This window comes from Clostridia bacterium, assembly GCA_017438525.1.
Classification (GTDB): domain Bacteria; phylum Bacillota; class Clostridia; order Oscillospirales; family RGIG8002; genus RGIG8002.
Map to the genome: position 1 here is coordinate 1 of JAFRVI010000033.1, position 25,040 is coordinate 25,040.

At 55.6% G+C, this 25,040-nt stretch carries 23 protein-coding genes and 1 tRNA gene; 17 read left to right on the forward strand and 7 right to left on the reverse strand.

All coding sequences use genetic code 11. From position 1 onward, the window contains the following. Window positions 1-169: 169 nt before the first annotated feature. From pfkA to IJL83_03410, 3 genes are read left to right on the forward strand one after another with little or no spacing between them, the layout of a single operon-like run. Window positions 170-1,144, forward strand: a complete 975-nt coding sequence (pfkA, locus tag IJL83_03400) for a 6-phosphofructokinase (protein ID MBQ6552644.1) — start codon at window positions 170-172, stop codon at window positions 1,142-1,144. Between the two features lie 18 nt (window positions 1,145-1,162). Next, entirely contained in the window at window positions 1,163-1,732 is a 570-nt protein-coding gene (locus IJL83_03405; protein MBQ6552645.1) for a helix-turn-helix transcriptional regulator, read from the forward strand. 3 nt (window positions 1,733-1,735) lie between these two features. Then, entirely contained in the window at window positions 1,736-2,281 is a 546-nt protein-coding gene (locus tag IJL83_03410; GenBank protein MBQ6552646.1) for a uracil-DNA glycosylase, read from the forward strand. 85 nt (window positions 2,282-2,366) lie between these two features. Here IJL83_03410 and IJL83_03415 read toward each other — a convergent pair whose 3' ends face one another. Continuing rightward, on the reverse strand, window positions 2,367-2,822 hold the full coding sequence (locus tag IJL83_03415; GenBank protein ID MBQ6552647.1) for a methylated-DNA--[protein]-cysteine S-methyltransferase: 456 nt from the start codon (window positions 2,820-2,822) through the stop codon (window positions 2,367-2,369). A gap of 120 nt (window positions 2,823-2,942) precedes the next feature. Here IJL83_03415 and IJL83_03420 point away from each other — a divergent pair, with 120 nt between their 5' ends. From IJL83_03420 to IJL83_03440, 5 genes are all read left to right on the forward strand, one after another. Beyond that, window positions 2,943-4,037 (forward strand): hypothetical protein, encoded by a 1,095-nt coding sequence (locus IJL83_03420; GenBank protein ID MBQ6552648.1) that lies wholly within the window; start codon window positions 2,943-2,945, stop codon window positions 4,035-4,037. 172 nt (window positions 4,038-4,209) lie between these two features. Then, window positions 4,210-5,457 (forward strand): DUF512 domain-containing protein, encoded by a 1,248-nt coding sequence (locus IJL83_03425; GenBank protein MBQ6552649.1) that lies wholly within the window; start codon window positions 4,210-4,212, stop codon window positions 5,455-5,457. Next, the gene (gene der, locus IJL83_03430; protein ID MBQ6552650.1) at window positions 5,439-6,767 is read left to right on the forward strand and encodes a ribosome biogenesis GTPase Der; all 1,329 of its coding nucleotides are present in this window, start codon (window positions 5,439-5,441) and stop codon (window positions 6,765-6,767) included. The genes IJL83_03425 and der overlap by 19 nt, the downstream gene beginning before the upstream one ends. Further along, window positions 6,767-7,399, forward strand: a complete 633-nt coding sequence (gene plsY / locus IJL83_03435) for a glycerol-3-phosphate 1-O-acyltransferase PlsY (GenBank protein MBQ6552651.1) — start codon at window positions 6,767-6,769, stop codon at window positions 7,397-7,399. The genes der and plsY overlap by 1 nt, the downstream gene beginning before the upstream one ends. 2 nt (window positions 7,400-7,401) lie before the next feature. Further along, window positions 7,402-8,388 (forward strand): NAD(P)-dependent glycerol-3-phosphate dehydrogenase, encoded by a 987-nt coding sequence (locus IJL83_03440; protein ID MBQ6552652.1) that lies wholly within the window; start codon window positions 7,402-7,404, stop codon window positions 8,386-8,388. 70 nt (window positions 8,389-8,458) lie between these two features. On the opposite strand, the gene IJL83_03445 is transcribed toward IJL83_03440, so the two are convergent. After that, window positions 8,459-8,644 carry a 50S ribosomal protein L28 gene (locus tag IJL83_03445; GenBank protein ID MBQ6552653.1) on the reverse strand — a complete coding sequence of 62 codons (186 nt, stop codon included), beginning with the start codon at window positions 8,642-8,644 and terminating at the stop codon, window positions 8,459-8,461. A 159-nt stretch (window positions 8,645-8,803) separates the two neighbouring features. On the opposite strand from IJL83_03445, the gene hprK reads away from it, so the two are divergent. From hprK to IJL83_03475, 6 genes are all read left to right on the forward strand, one after another. Continuing rightward, complete coding sequence (gene hprK, locus IJL83_03450; protein MBQ6552654.1) at window positions 8,804-9,763, forward strand: HPr(Ser) kinase/phosphatase; 960 nt, start codon at window positions 8,804-8,806, stop codon at window positions 9,761-9,763. Next, window positions 9,760-10,713: an ROK family protein gene (locus tag IJL83_03455; GenBank protein ID MBQ6552655.1), complete on the forward strand. Its 954-nt coding sequence runs from the start codon at window positions 9,760-9,762 to the stop codon at window positions 10,711-10,713. The genes hprK and IJL83_03455 overlap by 4 nt, the downstream gene beginning before the upstream one ends. Before the next feature lie 70 nt (window positions 10,714-10,783). Beyond that, window positions 10,784-11,623, forward strand: coding sequence for a UDP-N-acetylmuramate dehydrogenase (murB, locus tag IJL83_03460; GenBank protein MBQ6552656.1), 840 nt, complete (start codon window positions 10,784-10,786; stop codon window positions 11,621-11,623). 1 nt (window position 11,624) lies between these two features. Further along, entirely contained in the window at window positions 11,625-12,473 is an 849-nt protein-coding gene (gene rapZ / locus IJL83_03465; GenBank protein ID MBQ6552657.1) for an RNase adapter RapZ, read from the forward strand. Window positions 12,474-12,483: 10 nt separating this feature from the next. After that, complete coding sequence (gene whiA / locus IJL83_03470; protein ID MBQ6552658.1) at window positions 12,484-13,374, forward strand: DNA-binding protein WhiA; 891 nt, start codon at window positions 12,484-12,486, stop codon at window positions 13,372-13,374. Next, window positions 13,371-16,883, forward strand: coding sequence for a DNA polymerase III subunit alpha (locus IJL83_03475; protein ID MBQ6552659.1), 3,513 nt, complete (start codon window positions 13,371-13,373; stop codon window positions 16,881-16,883). The genes whiA and IJL83_03475 overlap by 4 nt, the downstream gene beginning before the upstream one ends. Here IJL83_03475 and sigK read toward each other — a convergent pair. Together sigK and IJL83_03485 are read right to left on the reverse strand one after the other, a co-directional pair. Beyond that, entirely contained in the window at window positions 16,876-17,568 is a 693-nt protein-coding gene (gene sigK, locus IJL83_03480; GenBank protein MBQ6552660.1) for an RNA polymerase sporulation sigma factor SigK, read from the reverse strand. The genes IJL83_03475 and sigK overlap by 8 nt on opposite strands. Window positions 17,569-17,647: 79 nt before the next feature. Beyond that, window positions 17,648-17,962 carry a hypothetical protein gene (locus IJL83_03485; protein MBQ6552661.1) on the reverse strand — a complete coding sequence of 105 codons (315 nt, stop codon included), beginning with the start codon at window positions 17,960-17,962 and terminating at the stop codon, window positions 17,648-17,650. A 347-nt stretch (window positions 17,963-18,309) separates the two neighbouring features. Between IJL83_03485 and IJL83_03490 the strand changes: the two genes are divergently transcribed. Together IJL83_03490 and IJL83_03495 are read left to right on the forward strand one after the other, a co-directional pair. After that, window positions 18,310-20,439, forward strand: coding sequence for a transglycosylase domain-containing protein (locus IJL83_03490; GenBank protein MBQ6552662.1), 2,130 nt, complete (start codon window positions 18,310-18,312; stop codon window positions 20,437-20,439). Between the two features lie 121 nt (window positions 20,440-20,560). Then, window positions 20,561-20,636: transfer RNA gene (locus IJL83_03495), tRNA-Lys, on the forward strand. Window positions 20,637-20,683: 47 nt separating this feature from the next. Here the strand turns inward: IJL83_03495 and IJL83_03500 are convergent. Beyond that, window positions 20,684-22,873, reverse strand: coding sequence for a DEAD/DEAH box helicase (locus tag IJL83_03500; protein MBQ6552663.1), 2,190 nt, complete (start codon window positions 22,871-22,873; stop codon window positions 20,684-20,686). Between the two features lie 191 nt (window positions 22,874-23,064). Between IJL83_03500 and IJL83_03505 the strand changes: the two genes are divergently transcribed. Further along, a complete protein-coding gene (locus IJL83_03505) occupies window positions 23,065-24,483 on the forward strand; it encodes an aldehyde dehydrogenase family protein (protein MBQ6552664.1) in 1,419 nt (472 codons plus the stop codon). Here IJL83_03505 and IJL83_03510 read toward each other — a convergent pair whose 3' ends face one another. After that, window positions 24,484-24,738 carry a hypothetical protein gene (locus IJL83_03510; GenBank protein MBQ6552665.1) on the reverse strand — a complete coding sequence of 85 codons (255 nt, stop codon included), beginning with the start codon at window positions 24,736-24,738 and terminating at the stop codon, window positions 24,484-24,486. A gap of 18 nt (window positions 24,739-24,756) precedes the next feature. Then, a complete protein-coding gene (locus IJL83_03515) occupies window positions 24,757-24,954 on the reverse strand; it encodes a DUF2508 family protein (protein ID MBQ6552666.1) in 198 nt (65 codons plus the stop codon). Between the last annotated feature and the right edge of the window lie 86 nt (window positions 24,955-25,040).

A 25,040-nucleotide genomic window follows, 5' to 3' on the forward strand; every position in this document is an offset into this window, starting at 1 on the left:
AGGGCGTCTGCCAATTCCGCCACACCGGCGTTTGAACAGTCGTATGATACCACATCGGGCGGGAAAGCGCAAGTGGTTTTTGAAAAAATAAGGCGCAACGCATTGACACCGGCGCGCGAAGATAGTAAAATATAGAAGACGATAATCCATACGAAACGGATATGATACTATGAGCGAAGAAAAGAAAACCATAGGCATAATGACCAGCGGAGGCGACGCCCCCGGCATGAACGCCACGATACGCGCCGTCGTCAGAAGCGCGCTTTCGCGCGATATGCGCGTTATGGGCATAATGCGCGGCTACAACGGCCTTATCAACGACGAGGTCAAAGAAATGCATATGCGCAGCGTTTCGGAGATACTCCACCGCGGCGGCACGATTCTTTATACCGCGCGCTGCGACGAGTTCCGCGCGCTTGAGGGACAGATAAAGGCCGCCGAAATCTGCAGGAAGCACGGGATGAGCGGCGTCGTCGTTATCGGCGGCGACGGCTCTTTCAGAGGCGCGGTCGATCTGTCGAAGCAGGGGATAAACTGCGTCGGCATACCCGCGACAATCGACAACGACATCGCGGCGAGCGAATACACAATCGGCTTCGATACCGCTATGAATACCGCCTGCGAAATGATAGACAAGCTTCGCGACACCTCGCAGTCGCACGAACGCTGCTCCGTCGTAGAGGTTATGGGCCGTCACGCCGGCCACCTCGCGCTTGAGGTCGGAGCCGCCTCCGGCGCGACTTCGATAGTTATTCCCGAGATCCCGATCGACATTGAGAAGGATATAATCGACAAGATCAACAGGGTGCAGCGCAAGGGCAAAAAGCACTTCATAATCGTAGTCGCCGAGGGCACCGGTCTGACGAACGAGATATCGCGCCGCATTCAGGAGGAAACCGGCATCGAGAGCCGCGTCACCGTTCTCGGTCACGTCCAGCGCGGCGGTGCGCCGACCGTACGCGAAAGGGTCATGGCGAGCGCGATGGGATACCGCGCCGTAGAGCTGCTTTCCTACGGCGTGACAAACCGCGTCGTAGTGCTGAGAAACACGCAGATAACCGATATGGATATCAACGAGGCGCTCGGGATGAAAAAGCAGATCGACATGAAGCTTTATCAGATATCCAACACCATTTCGATATAACGTTTAGGGGGAAGAAGTATGGACAGCAAAGTCACCGATACCGCTCAGCGACTCAAGGGACTGCGCGAGATGGAGGATATTTCCGTTTCGCAGATGGCGTCCGCGCTCGGCATTTCAGAGGAAGTTTACAACGAATACGAAGCGGGGAAGCGCGACTTCTCGATATCCTTCCTGCATAACTGCGCAAAGCAGCTCGGCGTCGACGTCGTCGACATAATCACCGGCGAAAGCCCGAAGCTTTCCGGCTACACCGTCGTCCGCACCAACGAGCGCCAGCCGATCGAACGCCGCAGGGGATTTACCTACAACCACCTCAACCCGAACTTCAAGGGCAAGATCGTCGAGGCGTTCGAGGTCTTCTGCCCGTATTCCGAAGCGGAGCACATCATGGGCATACCGCTTTCGACGCACAAGGGGCAGGAGATGGACTTCGTCCTCGAGGGCGAGCTTGACGTCGTCGTCGACGGGCACGTCGAACGCCTGAAGCCGGGCGATACGCTTTATATGGATTCCTCCAATCCTCACGGTATGAATGCCGTCGGCAAGGAAGGCTGCCGCTTCCTCGCGATAGTCGCGTCGGTCGAATAAGCTATGGAAGAGTTACGCAAAGAATGCCTCGAATGCAAGCGCTGCGAGCTGTGGAAAACGCGCAATAACGTCGTTTTCGGCAAGGGCGATCCGCACGCCGACATTATGTTTATCGGCGAAGGCCCGGGCGAGCAGGAGGACCTGCAGGGCCTTCCGTTCGTCGGCAGGGCGGGGCAGCTGCTCGATAAGATGCTCGACGCCGCCGGCATACCGCTCGGCAGCGTCTATATCGCGAACACCGTCAAATGCCGTCCGCCGCACAACCGCGATCCGCTGCCGGAGGAGAAGGACGCCTGCCGCGGCTGGCTTCAGCGCCAGATCGAACTGATAAACCCAAAGGTCATAATCGCGCTCGGGCGTATCTCCGCCGCCGACTACGTCAAAGAGGACATTCGCATAATGAAGGAGCACGGTCAGTGGATGGAACGCGACGGCAGAAAGTGTATGGCGATGCTCCATCCCGCCGCTTTGCTTCGCAACCCGAATCTCAAACCCGAGGCGTTCGCCGACATCCTCAAGGTGCGGGACTATATAGAAGAGAACAACTGATGATCCCCATAAACAGGCCGACCGAAACAAGCGTTTCGGTCGGTTTTCCGCATATTGACAATTTTATATAAACGGGTAAACAATATCAGAATATCGCGCGTTCGAGACGAAGCAGGTATTCCTTCTTTTCAACTCCTCCGGCGTAGCCGACGAGATTGGTGTTAACGCCTATCACGCGATGGCAGGGGATGATTATCGCGACCGGATTATTATGACACGCCATACCTACCGCGCGCGCCGCGCCCGGTTTTCCTATCGCGGCGGCGATCTCGGAGTAGGCGCGCGTCGCGCCATAGGGTATCTTCAGCATCTCGCGCCTTACCGCGAGCGCGAAATCGGAGCCGTCTTCGGTCAGCGGCAGGTCGAAATCCGTGCGGACGCCGGCGAAATACTCCTTCAGCTGTATCTGCGCTTCGATAAGCAGACGGCTTTCCCGCGTTTCAACGGCTTCTCCGTTATAATATGACAGTTCGCATATGCGCCCGTCATTTTCCGCGATAAACAGCTTGCCTACGGGACTGTCAAATACCGCTGCGTTCATTCTCATCACCTCCACCGATAATAATATACCACACTTTCGCCGTCCTTTCAACCGCTTTGTAGCAAACGCGGCCCTGCGAGAATAGAATATCATATAAAAGCAAAAGCGGGGAGTATGGTTATGAATAACGGCGAAAAAAGCACGCATTATTTTCTCGGCGCAAACAGCGGCGAGGGTTTCGTATCAAGGTTCGACGAGCTCGACTGTATGCTCGGGCTGAATAGGAAAATCATCATCAAAGGCGGTCCCGGAACGGGTAAATCGCGCATGATAAGGCGCGTCGCGGAGCATTACGAGGGGATGGGCAAGGCGGTGGAATACATCCACTGCTCCTCCGATCCCGACTCGCTCGACGGAATAATCGTTGACGAGCTCGGCGTATGCGTCGCCGACGGCACCGCGCCGCATATCCTTGAAGCCGATCTGCCCGGCGTGCGCGACAGCATCGTCAACACCGGCGACTTCTGGGACGAGAAGGCGCTCGCGGCCGAGGCGGAGGCGGTCGCGGACCTCTGCAAGCGCATCAAGCACGAGTATAACTCCGTCTACCGCTCGCTCAAGGGCGCGGAACGGCTGAAAAGCGACAATTTCAACATAGTAGACGCGGGCGTGAAGCGCGATAAAATGAAGGCGTACACACAGCGCCTTATACGTAAAGAAATACCTTTTTCCGCGAATCCCGAGCCGTATTACTACCGGCGGTATCTGTCGGGCATAACGCCTCGCGGCGTGCTGGTTTACTGGAACACCGTCCGCACGCTCTGCGACAGGGTTTACGTGCTGAACGACGAATACGGCGTCGGAAGATATATCCTTGAAGAACTTCGCACGGCGGCGGTGATGCGCCGGCAGAACGCGATAGTATGTCTCTGCCCGCTTTACGAGGGCGAAGTCGCGGAGCACCTGCTGCTTCCGGAGCTGCGGCTCGCGTTCGTAACGTCGAACGAATACCACGCGTTCCCCGGCGAGCCGTACAAACGCATAAATATGCAGCGGTTTTACGATAACGAAAACGTCCGTTCGCACCGCAACCGCATCCGCTTCAACAAGAAGACTGCCGCCGCGCTGATCGGGAAGGGATGCGAGACGCTCGCCGGCATTAAGATAATGCATGACAAGCTCGAGCGGCTCTACACACATACGATGGATTTTGCAAAGCTCGAAGGACTTACGCGCTCCGTTATAGACCGCCTCGACGCTTTCGTCGGAGAATAGGAAAAATTTTGCATTATCTATTGAAAGAAACCTATATAGTATGCTATAATAACAAACAGAGTAATATGCCCGCAGTGTGATCTGCGCCGGAAGTGAAACAATGTCCGTAAATGTTGCAAAAGTGAATAAGCATACACCGGCGTATGAAGCGGGGATCCGCGCCGGTGCGCTTTTGCATAGAATAAACGGGCAGGAGATAAACGACCGCCTCGACTATGATTTTTACTCTTCCGACGAGGATCCCGTATTTGAGTTCGAGCAGGACGGCGAGCTTCGCGAGGTAACGCTCGAAATGGACGAATACGACGACGCGGGACTTGAGTTCGACACCTATCTTATCGACTGCCAGCAACGCTGCAAAAACAAGTGCGTCTTCTGCTTCATCGAGCAGAATCCCGCAGGTATGAGGGACGCGATATACTTCAAGGACGACGACTCCCGTATGTCGTTCCTCGCCGGCAACTACATAACGATGACCGCCGTTGACGACGCGGAGCTCGAGCGGATGATCCGTTACAAGCTGAACGTCAACGTTTCCGTCCACACCACCGAGCCGGAGCTGCGGGTGGCTATGATGAAGAACCCCGCCGCCGCGAAGATAAACGACCAGCTTAAAAAACTCGCAGCCGGCGGCGTGAAGATGAACTGTCAGATAGTGCTATGCCCGGAAATAAACGACGGAGCGCATCTGGAACGCAGCGTGCGCGATCTCGCCGCGCTGTATCCGGCCGTGCAGAGCGTCGCGGTTGTGCCGGTGGGACTGACGGAGCACCGCGGCGGACTTTCTCCGCTGCGGCTGAACACTCCCGAAGAAAGCGCCGCCGTGATAGACTTCGCCGAGAGCTTCGGCAGGGAGTTCAAAGCGAAGAACGGCACGAGCTTCGTTTTCGCCGCGGACGAGTTCTATATCAACGCGGGCAGGGCGATACCGCCGGCGGAGTACTACGAGGATTATCTGCAGTACGAAAACGGCGTAGGAATGCTCGCTTCACTGCTTGACGAGTCCGAAGCGCTGATTGCTTCGCTCACCGAGGGGAAAAAGAAGGCGACGGTGCACGTTATAACCGGCGTCGCCGCGGCGCCATACATAAAGCGCGTGCTCGAGGAGCTGCGGGCGAAATGTCCGCGTCTCGAATACGCCGTCCACGCGGTGAATAACGACTTTTTCGGCAGGAGCGTGACCGTCGCCGGTCTCGTTACCGGCACGGATATATGCGGCCAGCTCGCGAAGTTAAAGCTCAAGGGATACGTTTTTATCCCGGATACGATGCTTCGTTACGAAAACGATATGTTCCTCGACAGCATGACGCTGAAAGAGGTTTCCAAGCGCCTCGGCGTGAAGGTCCGTCCGGTTCCCGCGGCGGGCGCGGCGCTGGCGCGTGAAATTGCGGAGGTATGCGGATGCGGAAGTATACGGTAGCCGTCGTAGGCAGGCCGAACGTGGGCAAGTCCACGCTCTTCAACAAGCTTACGGGCAAGCGAATTTCGATAGTGGAAGACACTCCGGGCGTTACGCGCGACCGTATTTACGGCGAGTGCGAGTGGCGCGGAGTGGTTTTTGACCTGATCGACACCGGCGGCATCGAGCCGTCGGCTGACGACGTCATACTCGCGAATATGCGCGCGCAGGCGCTCGTCGCCATCGAGTCCGCGGACGTGATAATCTTTATGACCGACGTGCGCACCGGTGTTACCGCCGCGGACGCGGAGATCGCATCCATGATAAAGAAGGCGGGCAAAAACGTAGTCCTCTGCGTCAACAAAGTCGACTCCGTCGGCAGCGTTCCGCCCGAGGTTTACGAGTTCTATTCGCTCGGTTTGGGGGATCCTTACCCGGTTTCGTCGGTCCACGGCTCCGGCACCGGCGATATGCTTGACGCAGTGTTCGAATACTTCCCGACGCTCGAGGGCGAGTCAGACGAAGAGGATATGATAAAGGTCGCGCTTATCGGCAAGCCGAACGTCGGCAAATCCTCGCTGCTCAACCGCCTCGCCGGCGAAGAGCGCGCCATCGTTTCCGATATAGCGGGCACGACGCGCGACGCCATCGACTCCCGCGTCGAGAACGAATACGGCAAATACCTCTTCGTTGACACCGCCGGACTCCGCCGCAAGCCAAAGGTCGACGCGGATATAGAGAAATACAGCGTTATGCGCACGCAGCTCGCTGTCGAACGCGCCGACGTCTGCGTCGTAATGATCGACGCCGAGACCGGATTCACCGAGCAGGACGCGAAGGTTGCGGGTATCGCCGTCGAAGCCGGCAGAGGACTTATCGTTGCCGTCAACAAGTGGGACGCCGTAGATAAGGAAACCGGTACGATGAAGGAATACGACAAAAAGCTCGCGGAAGGGCTTTCGTTCATGCCTTATGCGCCGTATATCTACATATCGGCGAAGACGGGGCAGCGCTGCGATTCGCTTTTCCAGCTGATAAACGAAGTCGCCGGAGAATGCGCGCGCCGCATCACGACCGGACGCCTCAACGAAGTGCTCGCCGACGCTACTACGCGCGTCCAGCCGCCTACAGACAAGGGCAAGCGTCTGAAGGTCATGTATATGACGCAGTCCGGCACGAAGCCGCCGACCTTCGTCATATTCGTAAATTCCAGAGACCTATTCCATTTCTCGTATCAGAGATATATAGAGAACCGGCTGCGTGAAGTTTTCGGCTTCAAGGGTACGCCGATAAGATTCGTCATAAGGGAACGTGAAAAGGAGCAGTTCTGATGTTTTATCTGAAGCTTGCGGGGATAGCGATACTCGCTTATCTGCTGGGAAGTCTGTCATTCTCGATAATAGCGTCCGACGTGCTCGGTGAAGAGGATATACGCAAAAAGGGAAGCGGCAACGCCGGCTTGACCAACGCGATTCGCACCGGCGGAACGTGGGTGGCGATAATGACCTTCATCGGCGACTCACTCAAGGGAGTCGGCGCGATTTACGCGGCAAAGTGGATAATGAGCTCCGACCCGACACCTTTTGCTGTTAATTGGGGAATGTACGTCGCCGCCGTCGCGGTTATGTTCGGGCATATTTATCCGGTCTTTTTCCGGTTTCACGGCGGCAAGGGAGTGCTTACGTCGGCGGCGGTCGTAGCCGTTCTGGACTGGCGCGCTCTTCTGGCGCTGCTCGGAGTCTTTCTGATCGTGTTCATTATCAGCGGCATAGTGTCGCTTTCTTCGCTCGTCGCCGCGATACTGATTCCCGGCGCGACGGTTGTCTTTAATTCGGACGGGTTTTATTATTCCATAATTTTCATGACGATAATCGCCGTAACGATCATCGCCGGACATAAAAAGAATATAGACCGTATTATAAACGGTACCGAAAAGAAACTGTTTTACAAAAAGGAGAAGTAAATATGGCTGCGATAACTGTTCTCGGCGCCGGAGGATGGGGAATAGCATTCGGCATAATGTGCTTCAGAAACGGCAACGCCGTAACGCTCTGGACGCCTTTTGACGAGGAGCGCGAGCTGCTGCTCCGCGAACGCGAGCATACCGCGCTGCTCGAAGGCGTAAAAATCCCTGAGGAAATAAAGATAACGTCCGAGCTTTCATCCGTTTCGACCGCGGATATAATCGTCGTCGCCGTGCCTTCGTCCGCCGTCAACGAAACGGCGGAGAGGATAAAGGGAATAATAAATGAAAACGCCGTCGTCATCTGCCTTTCAAAAGGCCTTGACGGCACGCGCTTTATGCTTATGCACGAAGTTATAAGGGAGCAGCTGCCGGATTGCAAGCTCTGTGTCGTTTCGGGTCCGTCACACGCGGAAGAAGTCGCGCGCGATCTGCCGACGGCGGTCGTCGCCGCTTCCGAAGACGAAGAGGTGGCGAAATACGTTCAGCGTCAGGTCTCCTGCGACACGTTCCGCATTTACACCACTACCGACGTTATCGGCGTCGAGACCGCCGGCGCGATAAAGAACGTCGTCGCGCTCGTCGCGGGCGTGCTCGACGGAATGGGCTACGAAGACAACACCAAGGCGGCGCTTATGACGCGCGGCATGAAGGAGATCTCCGACCTCGGCGTCGCGATGGGCGGCAGGAAGACTACCTTCCTCGGCCTTGCGGGTTTCGGCGACCTGATAGTTACCTGCACGAGTATGCACAGCCGCAACAGGCGCGCGGGAATACTCATCGGGCAGGGCTGTTCCGCAGAGGAAACGCTGAAAAGGATCGGCATGACCGTCGAGGGCTACGCCACGACGAAGGCGGCGTACAACTTTGCCCGTGAGAAGAACGTGGAAATGCCGATAGTCACGGAAATGTACCGCGTGCTTTACGAAGGCAAGGATCCGCGCGTCGCGCTTACCGATCTGCTCAACCGCCCGATGAAGGCGGAATAGGGGAAGAGCGCAAAATAAAAAATCCAACCGCGTAAGCGATCGGATTTTTATCTTGTGTTTGGAGCGAGCGTCAGACTCTCTCGACCTTTCCGGAACGCAGGCAGCGGGTGCAAGCGTAAACGTGAGTCGGAGTGCCGTTCACCATGGCCTTTACGCGTCTGATGTTGGGCTTCCAGGTCCTGTTGGATCTGCGGTGAGAGTGGGAAACTTTAATTCCGAAAGTGACGCCTTTATCGCAAAAATCGCATTTAGCCACCAAAAACACCTCCTAATGAATTCGCAACTTTGCTATTATAACAAAGGTATTCCGAAAATGCAAGAGTTTTTTTCAAAAAAATTCACTATTATAAATCAATATAAAGGAATCGTATAAGAAACCGGGCCGCCGACGCATCGGCGGGGAACGGAGGATTTTATGCCGGCAAACAAAATCGTGCCTTTGAAGCACGTAATTGATGAACTCGGTCTGCGCGTGATATACGCGCCGGAGCATTACGGAAAAACGGAGATAATCACCTCCGAAATCAACCGTCCGGCTCTGCAGCTCGCGGGCTTTTTCGAGGCCTATGACCCCAACCGCATACAGATCGTCGGAATGGTCGAAACAATCTATCTGCGCGACCTTGACCATGTCTCCCGTGCGAAAAGTATTGACAGTCTGTTTTCCGCGGGGCTTCCGCTGCTCGTCGTGACGCGCTCGATCGAGCCGTTCCCCGAAATGATCGAAGCGGCGCAGAAATACGGCGTTACGCTCGCGCAGTCCGCGGCCACGACGTCAGAGTTCACTGCCGCGCTCATAAGCTATCTTAACGTCGAAATGGCGCCGTACATCAATCAGCACGGCGTGCTCGTCGAGGTCTACGGCGAAGGCGTGCTGCTTCTGGGCAACAGCGGCGTCGGCAAGAGCGAGACCGCGATAGAGCTCGTCAAGCGCGGACACCGCCTTATCGCCGACGATTCCGTCGAGATCAAGCGCGTTTCTTCAAAAACGCTCGTCGGCACCGCGCCGGAGATCATCCGCCACTATATCGAGCTGCGCGGCATCGGCATCGTCGACGTCCGCCGCCTGTTCGGTATGGGCTCGGTCAAGCTGACCGAAAAGATCGACCTGGTCGTCCATCTCGAGCCGTGGAGCGAGGACGTGGTCTACGACAGAATGGGTATGGAAACGGAATACACGAGCATCCTCGGTATAAACGTCCCGTCCGTTACGATCCCTGTCAGGCCGGGACGCAACCTGGCGATAATCGTCGAGGTCGCGGCGATGAATAACAGACAGAAAAAACTCGGCTACAACGCCGCCGCGGAGCTCGACGCGAAGATAACCCGCGGCAGCCGTGAAGCGCAAATCTTATCGGAGATGAACGAAGTATGAAAAGAATAGGTATAGACCTCGGCGGCACTTACATCAAAGCCGGTATAACCGACGAAAACAACGACATAATCTTCAGAGGAGAAGCCCCTACCGGTCTGCCTTGTCCTGCGGAGACCGTCGCGGATAACGTAGCCGCACTCGTCAAAAAACTCACGGCGGACGCCGGCCTTACTCTTGACGACATAGAGAGCGTCGGTATGGGCAGTCCCGGCACCGTAGACTGCGATCACGGCATAGTGGAGTACGCCAACAACCTCGGCTTCCGCGACGTGCATTTCTCGGATATGCTCCGCGAACGCATCGCAAAGCCGCTTTATATGGGCAACGACGCGAACGTCGCCGCCTACGGTGAATACGTCAAGTGCGGCGAAAAATACACCTCCTTCGTTTTCATCACGCTCGGAACGGGCGTAGGCGGGGGAATAATACTCGACGGCAAGATTTACACCGGCTTCAATTTCGCCGGCGCGGAGCTCGGCCACATAGTTATCCAAAAGGACGGTTATCCCTGCACCTGCGGCAGAAAGGGCTGCTGGGAGAGCTATTCCTCTACCAACGCGCTGATCAGAATGTGCCGCGAGGAGATGGCGAAGGATAAAAACTCCGCGCTCTGGCGCCTCTGCGGAGGCGACGAAGGCAAGGTCAGCGGCAGAACGGTCTTCGCCGCGGTTGCAGAAGGCGACGCAGCGGCAAAAGCCGCGCTGAAGGTCTTTATCGACTACCTCGCCTGCGGTATCGCGAGCGTTATCAATATTTTTCAGCCGGAGGTGCTCTGCATAGGCGGCGGCATTTCCGCGCAGGAGGAATACCTAATCAAGCCGCTGAAAAAGGCGGTGGAGTCCGAAACCTACGGTATGGGCGGCGGCAGGCGCACCGAGATACGCGCCGCAAAGCTTCTCAACGACGCCGGGATCATCGGAGCCGCCGCGCTCGGAGATATATATAAATAGAATCATTCGGAGGAAAGCATTGGAGCTTATTAAACGCTTTCGGACAATCAAATACCTTACCGACGAGCCGATGAGCCGGCACACGACCTTCCGCACGGGAGGTCCGGCCGATCTTATGCTGCTTCCTTCTTCCGTTGCGGAGCTTTGCGAAGCGCTCGCGATCCTTCGGGAAGAAGGCGTGACGCCGTTCGTTCTCGGCAACGGATCGAATCTTCTCGTTTCAGACAAGGGGATAAGGGGCGTCGTCATCAAGATCGGCGCCGGAATGGACGGGATAATCGCCGACGGCAGCCGCGTTATCTGCGGCGCGGGCGCGCTTTTGACGCGTTTTTGCTCTTTCGCGGCGGAAAACTCGCTTTCGGGCGCGGAAGCGCTTTACGGTATCCCGGGTTCTGTCGGCGGCGCGGTTTATATGAACGCCGGAGCGTACGGCTCGGAGATAAAGGATATCCTCGTCAGCGCCGACTATATTGAACCCGACGGCAAGACCGGAACGCTTCACGGCGTCGAGGGATACGGCTACAGGCGCAGTCCTTTCACGGACGGCGAGAGGATAATAACGTCCGCCGTTTTCGCGCTGAAGGCCGGAAAGCGTTCGGAGATCGAAGCGAAAATGGCGGAGATCAAGACGCGCCGGACCGAAAAGCAGCCGCTGAACTACCCGAGCGCCGGCAGCGTTTTCAAACGCCCGGAGGGGTACTTCGCCGCGGCGCTGATCGACCGGGCCGGACTTAAAGGAACGTCCGTCGGAGGCGCCTGCGTCAGCGAAAAACACGCCGGTTTCATTGTCAACAAAGGCGGCGCGACGACGGGTGACATTCTCCGTCTTATCGACATCGTGAAAGAGAAGGTTCTTGCTGATTCCGGCGTCGCGCTGGAAACGGAAGTCAGATTCGTGGGGGAGGAATAAAATGGGCAATACGGTATTTATAACGGGTATGTCGGGCGCCGGAAAATCCCGTGCGATAAACGCGCTCGAGGATATGGAATACTACTGCGTGGATAATCTCCCCGCAAGCTTAGCGACCACGTTCGCCGACCTCGTTTCGCAGTCGCGGGACAAGCTCTCGAACGTCGCTATCGTTATCGACACGCGCGACGGCGAAAACGTCGGCGTCGAACTTTCGGCCGCGCTTCGCGAACTGACCGAAAGGGGCATCGGATACAAGGTGCTTTTCCTCGAAGCGTCAACTCCGACTATCGTGCGCCGCTACCGCGAAACGCGCCGCAGACACCCGCTGGCGCACTCCACCGGAAGCGACGTCTCGAACGCGATAGAGCGCGAGCGCGAATTGCTTACACCGCTGCGTTCCATGGCGGATTACATCATCGACACGAGCAACTCCACTCCAGCGCAGCTCCGCGAACGCATAGTTTCGCTCTTCTCTACGGAAAAGAGTTCGGGCATGGCGGTTTCCTGCGTCTCGTTCGGCTTCAAATACGGCGTTCCCACCGACGCGGATCTCGTTTTTGACGTCCGCTGCCTTCCTAATCCGTTCTACGTTGACGAACTGAAGCATTGCACCGGCCTCGAAGAGCCCGTCAAAAAGTTTATCTTTTCTCATAAATCTTCCAACGAGTTTCTCGCGAAGATAATAGACTTCATAGATTACGCCCTGCCTCTCTACGCGGAGGAGGGCAAAAGTCAGCTTGTGATTGCCATCGGCTGCACCGGAGGCAGACACCGCTCCGTCGCGTTCGCGCAGGCGGTCGCGGATCATATCGGCGCCGAGGCCATACACAGAGATATCACGAAATAGCGGAGCGAATATGTCTTTTTCAGCTGAAACGAAAACCGAGTTATGCGAGCTTCCGCTCGGCGAAACGTGCTGCGTTACCGCCGAATGCTACGGTATGCTGCTTTTTGCAAGAGAATTCGGCGAGCGCCGCATACGCGTCGTAACGGAGAGCGAAGCGGTCGTAAAGCGCCTTCGCGAGCTTTGCAGAGCGCTTTTTTCGATTGCGCCGAAGGCGGTGCAGAGCAAAGGGCACGGCGCCGGAAAATACGAGGTCAACGTTTCCGACGATGACGCCGAGCGCATATTCAGTTTCTTCGGCCACGATGAAACGCAGGTTTCCACACGCATCAATTACGATATCGTGCTGCCGCAATGCTGCCGCAGGTCGTTCCTGCGCGGAGCGTACCTTACCGGAGGAAGCGTTACCGATCCCAACAGCGGATATCATCTTGAAATATCGACGCCGCTCTTTAATCTTTCAAACGACGCTGCCGAAATAATGACGAGTCTTGGGCTTTCGCCGAAGCGTACGGTGCGCGGAGGCAAAAACGTCGTCTATTTCAAGTCGAGCGAAGAAATAGAGGACTTTCTGAATAATATCGGCGCCGGTTCAAGCGCGTTTCGTCTGATGGAAGTCAAGGTCATGAAGGACGTCAGAAACCGCGCAAACCGCCTGAGCAACTGCGACAGCTTCAATATTTCACGCAGCATCAACGCCGGCGTCGAGCAGGCGGAAAAGATACGCAAAACGCTCGAAACCAAGGGGCGTTCGCATTTTCCGCAGGAGCTCCGCGAACTCGCGCAGATACGTGTCGACAATCCGGAAGCGTCGCTCCGCGAGCTCGGCGAAATGCTCGAAAAGCCGCTTTCGAAATCCGGCGTCAGCCATAAGTTAAGAAGGATAATGGAGTATACCGAATGACCGACTTCGTCCACCTTCACGTTCACAGCGAATACAGTCTCCTTGACGGCGCGTGCCGCATCAAGGAGCTTGTTTCGCGTGCGAAGGAAATGGGGCAGACGGCGGTCGCGATAACCGACCACGGCGTAATGTACGGCGCGGTCGATTTTTATAAGGAATGCAGAGCGCAGGGGATAAAGCCGATCATCGGCTGCGAGGTCTACGTCGCTCCGCGCACGCGCTTTGACAAAGAGCACGCGTATGACTCAAACTACAACCATCTTATCCTGCTGTGTGAAAACGACGAGGGCTATCACAATCTGATGAAGCTCGTTTCCGTCGGATTCACCGAGGGCTTTTACGTCAAGCCGCGAGTGGACGAAGAAACGCTGCGCAAATACAGCCGCGGGCTGATCTGCCTTTCCGGCTGTATTGCCGGGGAAGTCCCGCAAAAACTCCTTTACGGCGACTACGACGGCGCGAAGCGCGCCGCGCTGAAGCACCTTGAGATATTCGGCGAGGGCAACTACTTCCTCGAGGTCCAGGATCACGATATGGACGAGGAACGCCGCGTCCTGCCGCAGCTCAAACAGCTTTCCGAAGAAACCGGCATACCGATGGCGGCGACCAACGACGCGCACTATATCACGAAGGACGACGCGCTGCTTCAGCGCGTGCTTATGTGCGTGCAGATGAACCGCACGCTCGACGATCCGGAGAAGTACGGGTTTCCCACCGATGAGTTTTATCTGAAGACCGGCGATGAAATGGCGGAACGCTTCGGCGGTTTCGACGGCGCGATCGAAAACACCGTGAAGATCGCCGAGCGCTGCAACGTTGAGATCGAATTCGGCGTTACAAAGCTGCCGTATTTCGTGCCGGAAAACAACGAAACCCCTTACGACTGCCTCTGCCGCCTGTGCTTTGAGGGAATGAAAAAACGCTACGGCGAAAATCATCCGAAAGAGATTACCGACCGCCTCGATTACGAGATAAAGACCATAAGCAAGATGGGGTACGTCGAGTATTATCTCATCGTCCACGACTTCATACACTATGCCAAAACGCACGATATACCCGTCGGACCCGGCAGGGGAAGCGGCGCCGGAAGTCTCGTCGCGTACTGCATCGGCATAACCGGCATCGACCCGATAAAATACGGGCTGATATTCGAGCGTTTTCTCAATCCCGAGCGCATTTCGATGCCTGATTTTGACGTTGATTTCTGCGTTGAGAAGCGCGGGCAGGTCATCAACTACATCTCGTCGAAATACGGCGAAAGCCACGTCGCGCAGATAATCACCTTCGGAACGATGGCGGCTCGCGCGGCGATACGCGACGTCGGCAGAGTGCTCGGAATGCCTTATTCCGACGTCGACCGCATCTCGAAGATGATCCCGTTCATGACCGACCTGACTACCGCGCTCGCGCGCAATAGAGAACTGCGCGAAAAATACGACGAGGGCGGGCAGACAAAGAAGCTTATCGACCTCGCGCTCCGCGCCGAGGGGATGCCGCGCCATGCGTCCACCCACGCCGCGGGCGTCGTGATAACACGAGGCGAGGTCACAGAGTACGTTCCGCTGATGAAAAACTCCGACTCGATCGTCACGCAATACCCGATGGGGACTCTCGAGCAGCTCGGATTGCTGAAGATAGACTGCCTCGGGCTCCGTAACCTTACCGTTATCGACAACGCCGTCAAGGCGATACGCCGCAAATGGCCCGGTTTCGATATCAACGAGATATCCCACGAGGAAAAGCGCGTCTACGATATGCTGTCGAAAGGGCATACCGAGGGCGTATTTCAGCTTGAATCGGCGGGGATGCGCAACCTGCTTTCGTCGCTGAAACCGAAACATCTCGAAGATATCATAGCCGCCATTTCGCTTTACCGGCCCGGCCCTATGGATTCGATCCCGAAATATCTCGAATACCGCGCGCATCCGGAAAGAATAAAATACGACCACCCGCTGCTTGAGAACATCCTCAAGGTGACAAGCGGCTGCGTGATATATCAGGAGCAGGTAATGCAGATCGTCCGCGACCTCGCCGGCTATTCGCTCGGCAGGGCGGACCTCGTCCGCCGCGCGATGAGCAAAAAGAAAGCGGACGTGATGAAAAAGGAGCGTCACAACTTCATCTACGGCAAGCCCGAAGACGAAGACGGCCCCGCCATAGACGGCTGCGTCAAGCGCGGAGTCGACGAAAAGACGGCTAACCGCATTTTCGACGATATGATGTCTTTTGCGTCGTACGCGTTCAATAAATCCCACGCCGCCGCGTACGCGATAGTCGCTTACCAGACCGCCTATCTGAAGGCGCTTTATCCGAAGGAATACATGGCGGCGCTGCTGACAAGCGTAATGGGCAGCGCGGAAAAGATAGCCGAATACATCAACGAGTGCAGGCGTATAAACATCAGGATCCTGCCGCCGAGCATAAACGAGAGCTTCGAGAGCTTCGTAGCCGGCGAGGACGGAATTCGCGTCGGGCTTCTTACTATAAAAGGCGTCGGCTTGAAGTATCTGAACGACTGCGTGCGCGAAAGGGAAGCGAACGGAAAATACAAGTCTGTATTCGATTTCATCAGGCGTACAGCGAAGTTCGATTCCAACAAGCGCGCGATTGAAAGCTTGATAAAGTGCGGCGCGTTCGACGGGCTCGGCGCGACTCGTAAGCAAATGCTTACGAGTTACGAAGCGTATATGTCGCAGGTTTCCGCGTCAAAGAATCGCAACCTCGAGGGTCAGACCTCGCTTTTCGGCTTTATCGAACAGCGCGAGGATCTGTCTGAACCGCGGCTTGAAAACGTGGGAGAATACCCGATCACCGACTTGCTCCGCATGGAAAAGGAAACGCTCGGGCTTTACGTTTCCGGTCACCCGATGAGCGGCTACGAAGATAAGGTCAAACGCCGCGGATGCGTCGATATCGCGCGCGTGCTCACGGAATCCTCCGAGGAATACGGAGGTATAAAGGACGGCGATATCGTTTCTGTCGCGGGGATCGCGGCGGAAATCAAGAAAAAAGCCACAAAGAACGGGCAGCTTATGGCGTTCGTAACGCTTGAAGATATGAGCGGACAGATCGAGTGTCTGCTTTTCCCGAACGTATATGAAAAACTCGCGCCGCGGATATCGGAGGAAAAGCCGCTTTTCGTCCGGGGCAGAGTCAGCGTTCACGAGGAGGAGGCGGCGAAGCTCGTCGCGAACGAGGCGTCACTGCTGACCGATCCGGTCACGGAACCGCGCCGCGCCGCGTACGAAGAGCCGGAAAGGGAAGAGCCGCCGCGCAGGAATATGCGCAGCGGACTCTATCTGAAGGTGCCGTCGAAGTCATCGCGTGAGTTTGAGCGCGCGATGAAGCTTATCGCCGTCTTCGAGGGCGAAACGCCCGTGTATTTCTACTTCGACGATGAGAAATCGCTGAAATGCGCGCCGCGAGGCAGCTTTGTGCAGTTCAATGACGTGCTTTTCGGCGAGCTGAAAAAGCAGCTCGGCGACGGCGCGGTCAAATTCGTCAACTGACGCCCTCGCTTTCGAGAAGTGCGCGAAGCTTCGTCAGCGCCCGCTTTTCGATACGCGAAACGTAAGAGCGCGAAATATTAAGCTGTGCCGCGACCTCGCGCTGCGTTCGCGGTCGGCGGTTGTCAAGCCCGTAGCGCATAACTATGATGCGGCGTTCGCGTCCGTTGAGGCCTTGAACGCACCGCCGGAGTTTTTCATTTTCCATCATCCGCGAGATGTTCTCGAACGTGTCTTCCTCGCTGCATATCACGTCGAGCAGCCGGATTGCGTTTCCGTCTTTATCCGTATCTATCGGATCGTCTATGTAAACTTCCGCGCCGGTCTTTTTAAGTGCCCGGAAATACATCAGTATCTCATTCTCAATACACCGCGCCGCGTACGTGGAAAGATTTATGCCTTTGTCGGTTTTGAAGGTGCCTATCGCCTTTATAAGTCCTATCGTGCCTATCGAAATGAGATCGTCCTGGTCCTTCGCGTCGGAATGGTATTTCTTGACGATATGCGCCACGAGGCGCAGATTGTGCTCTATAAGAGTATCGCGCGCGCTCGTGTCGCCGTTTTTCATCCGCTCAAGCGCTTCCTTTTCTTCCTTTTGTGAAAGCGGTTTTGGGAAGAAACCCGCCACGCCGACCTCGAGCGCGAAAAACGCCGCGTTTATCAGCAAAAGCAGTATGCCGTAAATCATATAAACATCACTCCCGTGAAGATTATATGACGCCGCCCGACGTTGCGTGCAAGTCCGCGATTTGATTCTTTCCGCCTGTTTATGATGAATAGTCCTCTATTCTGCGGTTCAGTTCCTCGTCGTCCGCGGCGTAAACGCCGAGTATGAGCGCAGCCCTGTCTCTTTCCGGCAGCGTGCGCGTATCGACTTCGATTACGCTGATCGGTTCGCTGACACCCGCTTTGAAGACGCCGATCACGCCTTCGTATTCGCGCAGAACGTATCCGTATTCTGACGAAATCTCCGGCGCCGACCCGTCCGGCAGGGGAGCCGTCCGCTTCGCGATTTGCGGAGCGAGCATCGCAAGAACCGCCGAAACAGCGAGGAAAGAATAAATAATTATTCGATTTTTCATCCGACAACCTCCGGTATACAAGTTTGCGATATATGGTTGACAATGCTTTTGTATAAAGCAAGTTAGCGTTGCTATATGCCTTTCGTTATTCTGCGCAGAATAACGAAAAATAGTCGTATTGAAAAAAAGTCTTTCAATTGCCGCGTCATCGTGTTATAATAATGATGTAGAAAGGGGTCTTGTGACGAATGAAGCAATTCCTTAAAAACGTCTGGAATAAGATCAAGGCCTTTTGGAAAATCATCACGAAACCGTTCTCAAAACTGCGCGCTTAGTGACGCTCCTACCGCGAAACGAAAGTCGGCAAGGTCATCAAGTGGGTAGGCAGGACCGTGGGGACGTTTCTTTTGGTACTCTTTTTTACCGGCGTATTCACCGCGCTGACCGTGCTTATTTACATCACTCAGTTCATCAACCCTGATATAGGCATTGACCTTAACAACCTGAGTCTCGCGTATACGTCAACGATTTATTATACCGACAACGCTACCGGTCAACCCGTTGTTGAAGAGAAGCTTTATCTCAACGAAAACTGCATCTGGGTAGACCTCGAGAACATACCCGACAACCTTGTCAACGCGTTCATAGCGATTGAAGACCAGCGTTTCTGGGAACACAGCGGCGTCGACTGGAAGCGCACGTTCGGCGCGATACTAAACACCTTTACAGGCACCGACAGCCGCTACGGCGGATCCACTATAGACCAGCAGCTTATCAAGAATCTTACGGGCGATAACGAAGTCTCCATAAAGCGAAAAATAATGGAAATCGTCCGCGCTAATTACCTCGAGAAAAAGTACTCCAAAAAGACGATCCTGGAGGTCTATCTCAACAGGATAAACCTCGGAAGCACTTACACCGGAGTGCAGGTCGCCGCAAACTCGTATTTTGACAAGGACGTTTCCGAACTCACGCTTGCCGAATGCGCAAGCATAGCGGGCATAACGCGCGCTCCGACGAAGTATAATCCGCAGCTTAACCTTCAGAATAACCGCGACCGCGCCGTCGTCGTTCTCGATCAGATGCTCCAGCAGGGCTATATCAGTCCGCAGCAGCACGCCGAGGCGAAAGCGGAGATAGCGACGCTTGAGGTCCTGCCCAGAAAGAATATCGACCTGCCGGAATTCATTCAGAGTTACTTCACCGATCAGGTCATAGAAGAAGTCACAAAGGACCTGATGGAGCAGTACGGCTATGAAAAGAGCCACGCTCAGAACATCGTCTACACCGGCGGTTTGAATATCTACTGCACCATGGATAAGGATATCCAGAACATCATGGAGCAGAAGTATTCCGAGACGGAGTTCAACAACGCGACAAATAAATACGGCGAGAATATCGAATCCGCGATGGTGGTTATGGACTATTCCGGCGCAGTTCGGGGCATAATAGGCGGCAGAGAGAAGACCGGCAACCGCGTTCTAAACCGCGCAACGCAGTCGCTGCGTCCGCCGGGATCGTCGATCAAGCCGCTGAGCGTCTACGGTCCGGCGTTCGAGTATTCTTCCAAGGACTTCGTCTGGAATCTCGAAATCGAGGATTCTCCGATCGACGGCAAATGGCCGAAAAACCAAAGCGGCACGCCGTCCGGAGAGATGATAACCGTCCAGAAGGGTATCGCGCAGTCGCTCAATACGATAGCGGTCAGAGTCATGAAGGATTACGTGACAACGTCCGTATCCTATGAATTCCTTAAAACGAAGCTGCATATAACCAGTTTGATCGATTCGCAGAAGCGGGACGGGAAGACGCTTTCCGATATCGCGCTTGCGCCGCTTGCGCTCGGGCAGCTTACTAACGGTATCTCCGTACTCGAGCTTTGCGCCGGCTACACGATTTTCGGAAGCGGCGGCATGCACGCCGATCCGTATTTCTACGAGAAGGTCGTCGACTCCGCCGGCAACGTCATCCTTGAGAAACGCCCGAATATCACTGAGGCAATCAGCGAGCAGACGGCGTTCATCATGAATAAACTGCTTCAGACCGTCGTCAACTCCGGCACCGGTACTCCGGCGAAATTCAAAGGGTTTGAGATCGGCGGCAAGACCGGTACTTCAAACGACGACTGCGACCGCTGGTTCGTCGGTTACACTCCGTACTATGTGGCTGCCGCCTGGACCGGATTCGATTCTCCGACCACGGTCAAGGGTTTCCGCACCAATCCGTCAGTTACCATATGGAAGAAGGTAATGGAGGAAATCCACAAGGGGCTTCCCGCCAAGAGCTTCCCGAAGGCGCCGTCCGGCGTATACGCATCCGGAGGCGGCTGGTACAGGAAGGGCACGAAGCCGTACGTACCGCCCGAACCGGAACCCGAGGAGAATCCGGAAAGCAATTCCTCTGAGGAGGCAACCGGCGGTGAAGGATCCGTGCCGGAGGAATCGATGTCCGGAGATGTTGTCATAGAGAGCAGCTCCGGCGGAGGCGAGGATTCGAGCTCTTCGGCGACATCTGAGGGCAGCTCTAAAACGGGATAGAGCAACTGTTTATAAAAGAATCGGCAACAAACGGTTTGTCAGGCATTTTTGATGTCATCCTGCCGCAAAAAATGCTTGACAAACCGTCGCTCTGTTGTTATACTATCGTGGTGTGAGTTTTGACCCATTAGCTCAGTTGGCAGAGCACTTGACTTTTAATCAAGGTGTCCGGAGTTCGAATCTCCGATGGGTCACCACAAAGAAGCCCCCCGCTACAGCGGGGGGGCTTCTTTGTGTATGCGTGTTACTGCTGCGTTTTCGCTTTTGATATTCTCTCGTACTCCGCGTCGATCATCGCGTTGTAGTCGCTGTCGGTGAGTTTTAAGCTTTCCTGACCGCTAACGGACTCAGCAGCGAAGCTGTCGAACATCCTTTGTTTTTCTTTAAGTATATTGACAATCTGCTCGTCGACGGTGTTGGCGCAGAGCAGCCGGTAAACCATAACTTTGTTGATCTGTCCCATTCTGAAAGCTCTGCCGACCGCCTGGCTTTCGAGCGACGGCTTGAGCTGCGGCTCGCAGAAGACGATGACGCTCGCCGCCTGGATGTTCAAGCCGGTGCCGCCCGCCTGTATCTGCGCGAGAAGCACCGCGCCGGTCTCGCAGTTGGTGAAATCGTCGATGATCTTTTGCCTGTTTTCCGCGGAAACGCTGCCGTCGATGGGGCCGAAGACGGGCGCGCCGACGACCTCCTTCGCCGCGGCGATCGTGCTGATAAAGAAGGAGAAAACGATGACCTTGCGTCCCTCGCTGACCGCCTGCTCGCAAAGGTCGCGGAGAAGGTCCGCCTTCGAGGAATCACCGATATCGGCGGCGCTCCACGAAACGCGCCGCATATCCATAAAGTTCTTGCTCATGACGGAAGCGCAGTACGCCTCCGACTCCGCGTCGTTCAGCTCGCACCACATTTCCTTCTCGACCTTTTCGGGCAGCTCGTCGAGCACGTCCTCCTTCGTGCGGCGGAAGTAGACGGACGAGATCGCCTGTCTGAAGAGGAGCGCGTGTTCAAGCGTTGCGTATTTCGACGCCTCCTGTTCGACCTCCGGTTTCAGCGATTTAATGAGGAAGCACATCTCGCCGACGTTGTTCTCGAGCGAAGTGCCTGTCATGAAGAGAACTCTGTCGGTGTGCGCGCGGAGGCGAAGGACCGAAACGGTGCGGTTTGCGGACGGATTCTTTATGTAATGCGCTTCGTCAACCACGAGCATCGAGTAATGTAAACCTTCCTCGAGGTCGATTTTGTTCGCGGTTTCGTAGGTGGTGACGCCGACCCCGCCTTCGCTCTGCCACTTTTCTAGATTCTCAAAAAGGTCTTTCCCATGCAGACCGACGAGATCGAGTGAGCTGTGCTTGTTTATTTCGCGGCACCAGTTGACGAAGACGCTGGCGGGGCAGACGACGAGGAAGCGCGCCTTTTCTTCGGCGGAGTTTTCGATCGCGGTCATCGCAGCGATCGCCTGGACGGTCTTGCCGAGTCCCATATCGTCGCCGAGCAGGACGGCGCCCTGGTTGATTATATACTGAACGCCGAAATACTGATACGCTCTGAGCGTGCATTTCAGCCCTGTCAGGTCGAGCGGAACGCTCTCGATCGCGACGGCGAGCTCGTTAGGCAGGCCGTTCCTCTCGATGATATCGCGGTACTTGCGGCGCGTCGCCGAAGCTTCGCCCTGCTTTCTGCCGCTCAGAATGGCGTCGAGCGTTGAGTAGAAGCCGGCGGCGTTCCGCGCGAAACTGCTCCAGTACTCGTCGTGCCGCGCCTTAAGTATGCGGTTTCTGCCGCTTATCAGCTCGCTTATTTCGTTGCCGTATTCGCCTACGGTGTAGAAATCGACCTTTTGCAGGCATTCGCCGACCCGCCGCTTTGTTTCTGCGGAGCTGAAAAGCCAGCTTATGCGGTTGGAAGCGGGACGCGTGTCCCTCAGCGCCTGAGAAATATCGCCGTGATTGTTTTTATAAAGCGCGCTCGCTGCGTCGCTGTTCTGCTTCAGCTCGCGTGAAAGATAGAGCGCGCGTATCAGCGCTTCCTGCTTTGCGGATTTATTGTTCGGGTCGATGCGCAGGCGGGTGGAAGCGTTTACGTCTTTAACTATCCGCCGGACGCTTCGGACTATCCCGTCCGCGCTCTTGCTGCCGACGCCATTTATTCGGGTAAGGGAAGAGGCGCTCGCGTCCTTGAGTTGATAAACGCTCTTGTATCCGACTTTTTTGAGCGCGGATACTCTGATGCCGGAAGCGTATTCGTTCAGTCGCTCAATCGGAGTTTCCCACAGCGTGAGCGCGCGGAGTTCCTCAAGATACTCCTCCGCGGCTTGCGCGGCCTCTTTTTCTATACGAGAATCAACGCCGATAAGCGCTTTGAGCTGCTTCTCGGCTTCGACAAGCGCTCTGCGTCTGCCGTGCGCGGATTTATACGTAACGGTGTTTTCGCTCATAATTCTCTCCCGAAAGAGTATTCGCCATATTATAGCATATTTCGGCGGCGTACGCCGCATTTTTTTGAATTTGTTTATAATCCGTTTGTTTTGATTGCAAATGTGACGGGTTCGCTTACACAGTGCTTGAAATATCGAGTTGGATATGTTATAATACAATATATTTGACCGCATCGGGAGGGGTGAATGACATGGCTTATACGCAGGAAAGGATAAGCGGGATAGTAGCCGCGCAGCGCAAATACTTCCGCGGCGGCGAAACCCTCGACGTCAAGTGGCGCATCGAGCAGCTCAAAAAGCTCAAGCAGGCCGTGATCGACCATAAAGAAGAGCTTCTTGCCGCGCTTTACGAAGACCTCGGCAGAAGCCCTGTCGAGGCGTACCTGTGCGACGTCGGCCCCGTTATCGTCGAAATCAACGAAATCATACGCGGAGTGAAAAAGTGGGCGAAGCCCGAAAAACATTTCAGCGGTCTTATGTGCTTCCCGAGCACGCGCACGACGGTGTATAAAATGCCTTACGGCGTTTCGCTGATAATCAGCCCGTTCAACTTCCCGATACTGCTGACGCTCGGCGTGCTCGCGGCGAGTATCGCCGGAGGCAACACCGCCGTCGTCAAGGCGAGCTCGAAGTCCGCGGCGAGCACGAAGGCGCTGCAGAAGCTTATTGCCGACACCTTCCCCGAGAACTACATCACCCTTATTGACGGCGGACACGACGTTGCGGATATGTGCCTCGCCGAACGCTTTGACAAGATATTCTATACCGGTTCGCCCGCGGTCGCGAAGCACGTGCTTTCCGCCGCGGCGGAGAATCTCACGTCCGTCGCGCTCGAGCTCGGCGGCGAAACGGGCAACTGGTGCGTCGTGCGCAAAGACGCCGACCTGAAGGACGCCGCGCGCAAGATCGCCTTCTTCAAGCTCTGCAACGCGGGGCAGATCTGCATTAACGTCAACCAGATCGCCGTTGCCGAGGAGGTCGCCGACGAGTTCCTCGCGGAGCTCAAAAAAGAGTTCGTCCGCCAGATAGGCGAGAAGCCGGAGGATAATCCCGACTACCCGAAGCTCATCACGGACGCCGTCTATGACAAGTGCGTGCGGCTTACCGACGAATACGCCGGCAGAATCGTTTTCGGCGGCACGGGAAATAAAGAAACGCGCCGGTTTTCACCGACGCTTATCTACCCCGTGAAGCCCGACGAGGATATCGTGCGGCACGAGCTGTTCTGCCCGCTGCTGCCGGTCGTTCCGTTCAAGGACGCCGAGGTCGACGGGATTATGGATATAATCGCGGAGCGCGAGCATCCGCTTTCTATGTACGTTTTCACTTCGGATAAGAAGTGGGCGAATAAGGTCATGTCGACTCAGCAGTACGGCGGCGGCTGCATCAACGAAGTGTGTATTCATATGATGGTCAAGGGCGTGCCGTTCAACGGCACCGGACATTCCGGTATGGGCGCCTACCACGGGGAGTGGGGCTTCCGCGAGTTCACGCATCCCTCGACCGTGCTGACTGGTAAAACGCACTTCAACATTCCGCTCCGCGAACACCCGTATTCGGGCAAAGAAGGGGAGAAGAAGATGAAGCTGCTCAGAAAGCTGGAGAAGTGATCACAGCAGTATTTCCGCCGCGACGACCGCGAATGTACCCGGCGCACCGAGCAGGAAGGACGCCGAAACGCTTATCGCATTGAGTCCGACTGAAATGCCGGTCAGCCCCGCCGCGAGATTAAACGCGCAGAGCAGGGAAAGACCTCCGAGCCCTCCCGCGAAGAAGCGCCGCTTCTTCGAGCCGCCCGCGGCGGTGAGAAAAAACGACAGCGCAAACAGCGCCGAAGCACCAACGACAGTCCAAAACGTATTCATAAATATGTCCTTTCCGATTCAGCTCGCCTTGCGGCGCGCCTTTTCCATCAGAGCGCCGTATTTGCTTTCCGCGGCACAGATAAGGAAGATTATCTCATCCATTCTGTCCGGGTCGTTTTCGTAGTCGAAACGGCAATACAGCCGCGAGAGCTCGGTTTTGGCTTCCTCAATCTGTTCGAAGAGCGTCAGCTCGTTTTCCGCCGCGTTTGTCAGCATAGTTACCACCCTTTTTGTAAAAGATATTGAGCGCGCATTGAAAATATACCCGCGCAAAGATATTTTTGCCTCCTTTGGTGAAACTT

Coding starts and splice junctions, on each gene's coding strand:
- pfkA (MBQ6552644.1), top strand. CDS start 170: ATGAGCGAAGAAAAGAAAACCATAGGCATAATGACCAGCGGAGGCGAC.
- IJL83_03405 (MBQ6552645.1), top strand. CDS start 1,163: ATGGACAGCAAAGTCACCGATACCGCTCAGCGACTCAAGGGACTGCGC.
- IJL83_03410 (MBQ6552646.1), top strand. CDS start 1,736: ATGGAAGAGTTACGCAAAGAATGCCTCGAATGCAAGCGCTGCGAGCTG.
- IJL83_03415 (MBQ6552647.1), bottom strand. CDS start 2,822: ATGAACGCAGCGGTATTTGACAGTCCCGTAGGCAAGCTGTTTATCGCG.
- IJL83_03420 (MBQ6552648.1), top strand. CDS start 2,943: ATGAATAACGGCGAAAAAAGCACGCATTATTTTCTCGGCGCAAACAGC.
- der (MBQ6552650.1), top strand. CDS start 5,439: ATGCGGAAGTATACGGTAGCCGTCGTAGGCAGGCCGAACGTGGGCAAG.
- plsY (MBQ6552651.1), top strand. CDS start 6,767: ATGTTTTATCTGAAGCTTGCGGGGATAGCGATACTCGCTTATCTGCTG.
- IJL83_03440 (MBQ6552652.1), top strand. CDS start 7,402: ATGGCTGCGATAACTGTTCTCGGCGCCGGAGGATGGGGAATAGCATTC.
- hprK (MBQ6552654.1), top strand. CDS start 8,804: ATGCCGGCAAACAAAATCGTGCCTTTGAAGCACGTAATTGATGAACTC.
- IJL83_03455 (MBQ6552655.1), top strand. CDS start 9,760: ATGAAAAGAATAGGTATAGACCTCGGCGGCACTTACATCAAAGCCGGT.
- murB (MBQ6552656.1), top strand. CDS start 10,784: ATGAGCCGGCACACGACCTTCCGCACGGGAGGTCCGGCCGATCTTATG.
- rapZ (MBQ6552657.1), top strand. CDS start 11,625: ATGGGCAATACGGTATTTATAACGGGTATGTCGGGCGCCGGAAAATCC.
- whiA (MBQ6552658.1), top strand. CDS start 12,484: ATGTCTTTTTCAGCTGAAACGAAAACCGAGTTATGCGAGCTTCCGCTC.
- IJL83_03475 (MBQ6552659.1), top strand. CDS start 13,371: ATGACCGACTTCGTCCACCTTCACGTTCACAGCGAATACAGTCTCCTT.
- sigK (MBQ6552660.1), bottom strand. CDS start 17,568: ATGATTTACGGCATACTGCTTTTGCTGATAAACGCGGCGTTTTTCGCG.
- IJL83_03485 (MBQ6552661.1), bottom strand. CDS start 17,962: ATGAAAAATCGAATAATTATTTATTCTTTCCTCGCTGTTTCGGCGGTT.
- IJL83_03500 (MBQ6552663.1), bottom strand. CDS start 22,873: ATGAGCGAAAACACCGTTACGTATAAATCCGCGCACGGCAGACGCAGA.
- IJL83_03505 (MBQ6552664.1), top strand. CDS start 23,065: ATGGCTTATACGCAGGAAAGGATAAGCGGGATAGTAGCCGCGCAGCGC.
- IJL83_03510 (MBQ6552665.1), bottom strand. CDS start 24,738: ATGAATACGTTTTGGACTGTCGTTGGTGCTTCGGCGCTGTTTGCGCTG.
- IJL83_03515 (MBQ6552666.1), bottom strand. CDS start 24,954: ATGCTGACAAACGCGGCGGAAAACGAGCTGACGCTCTTCGAACAGATT.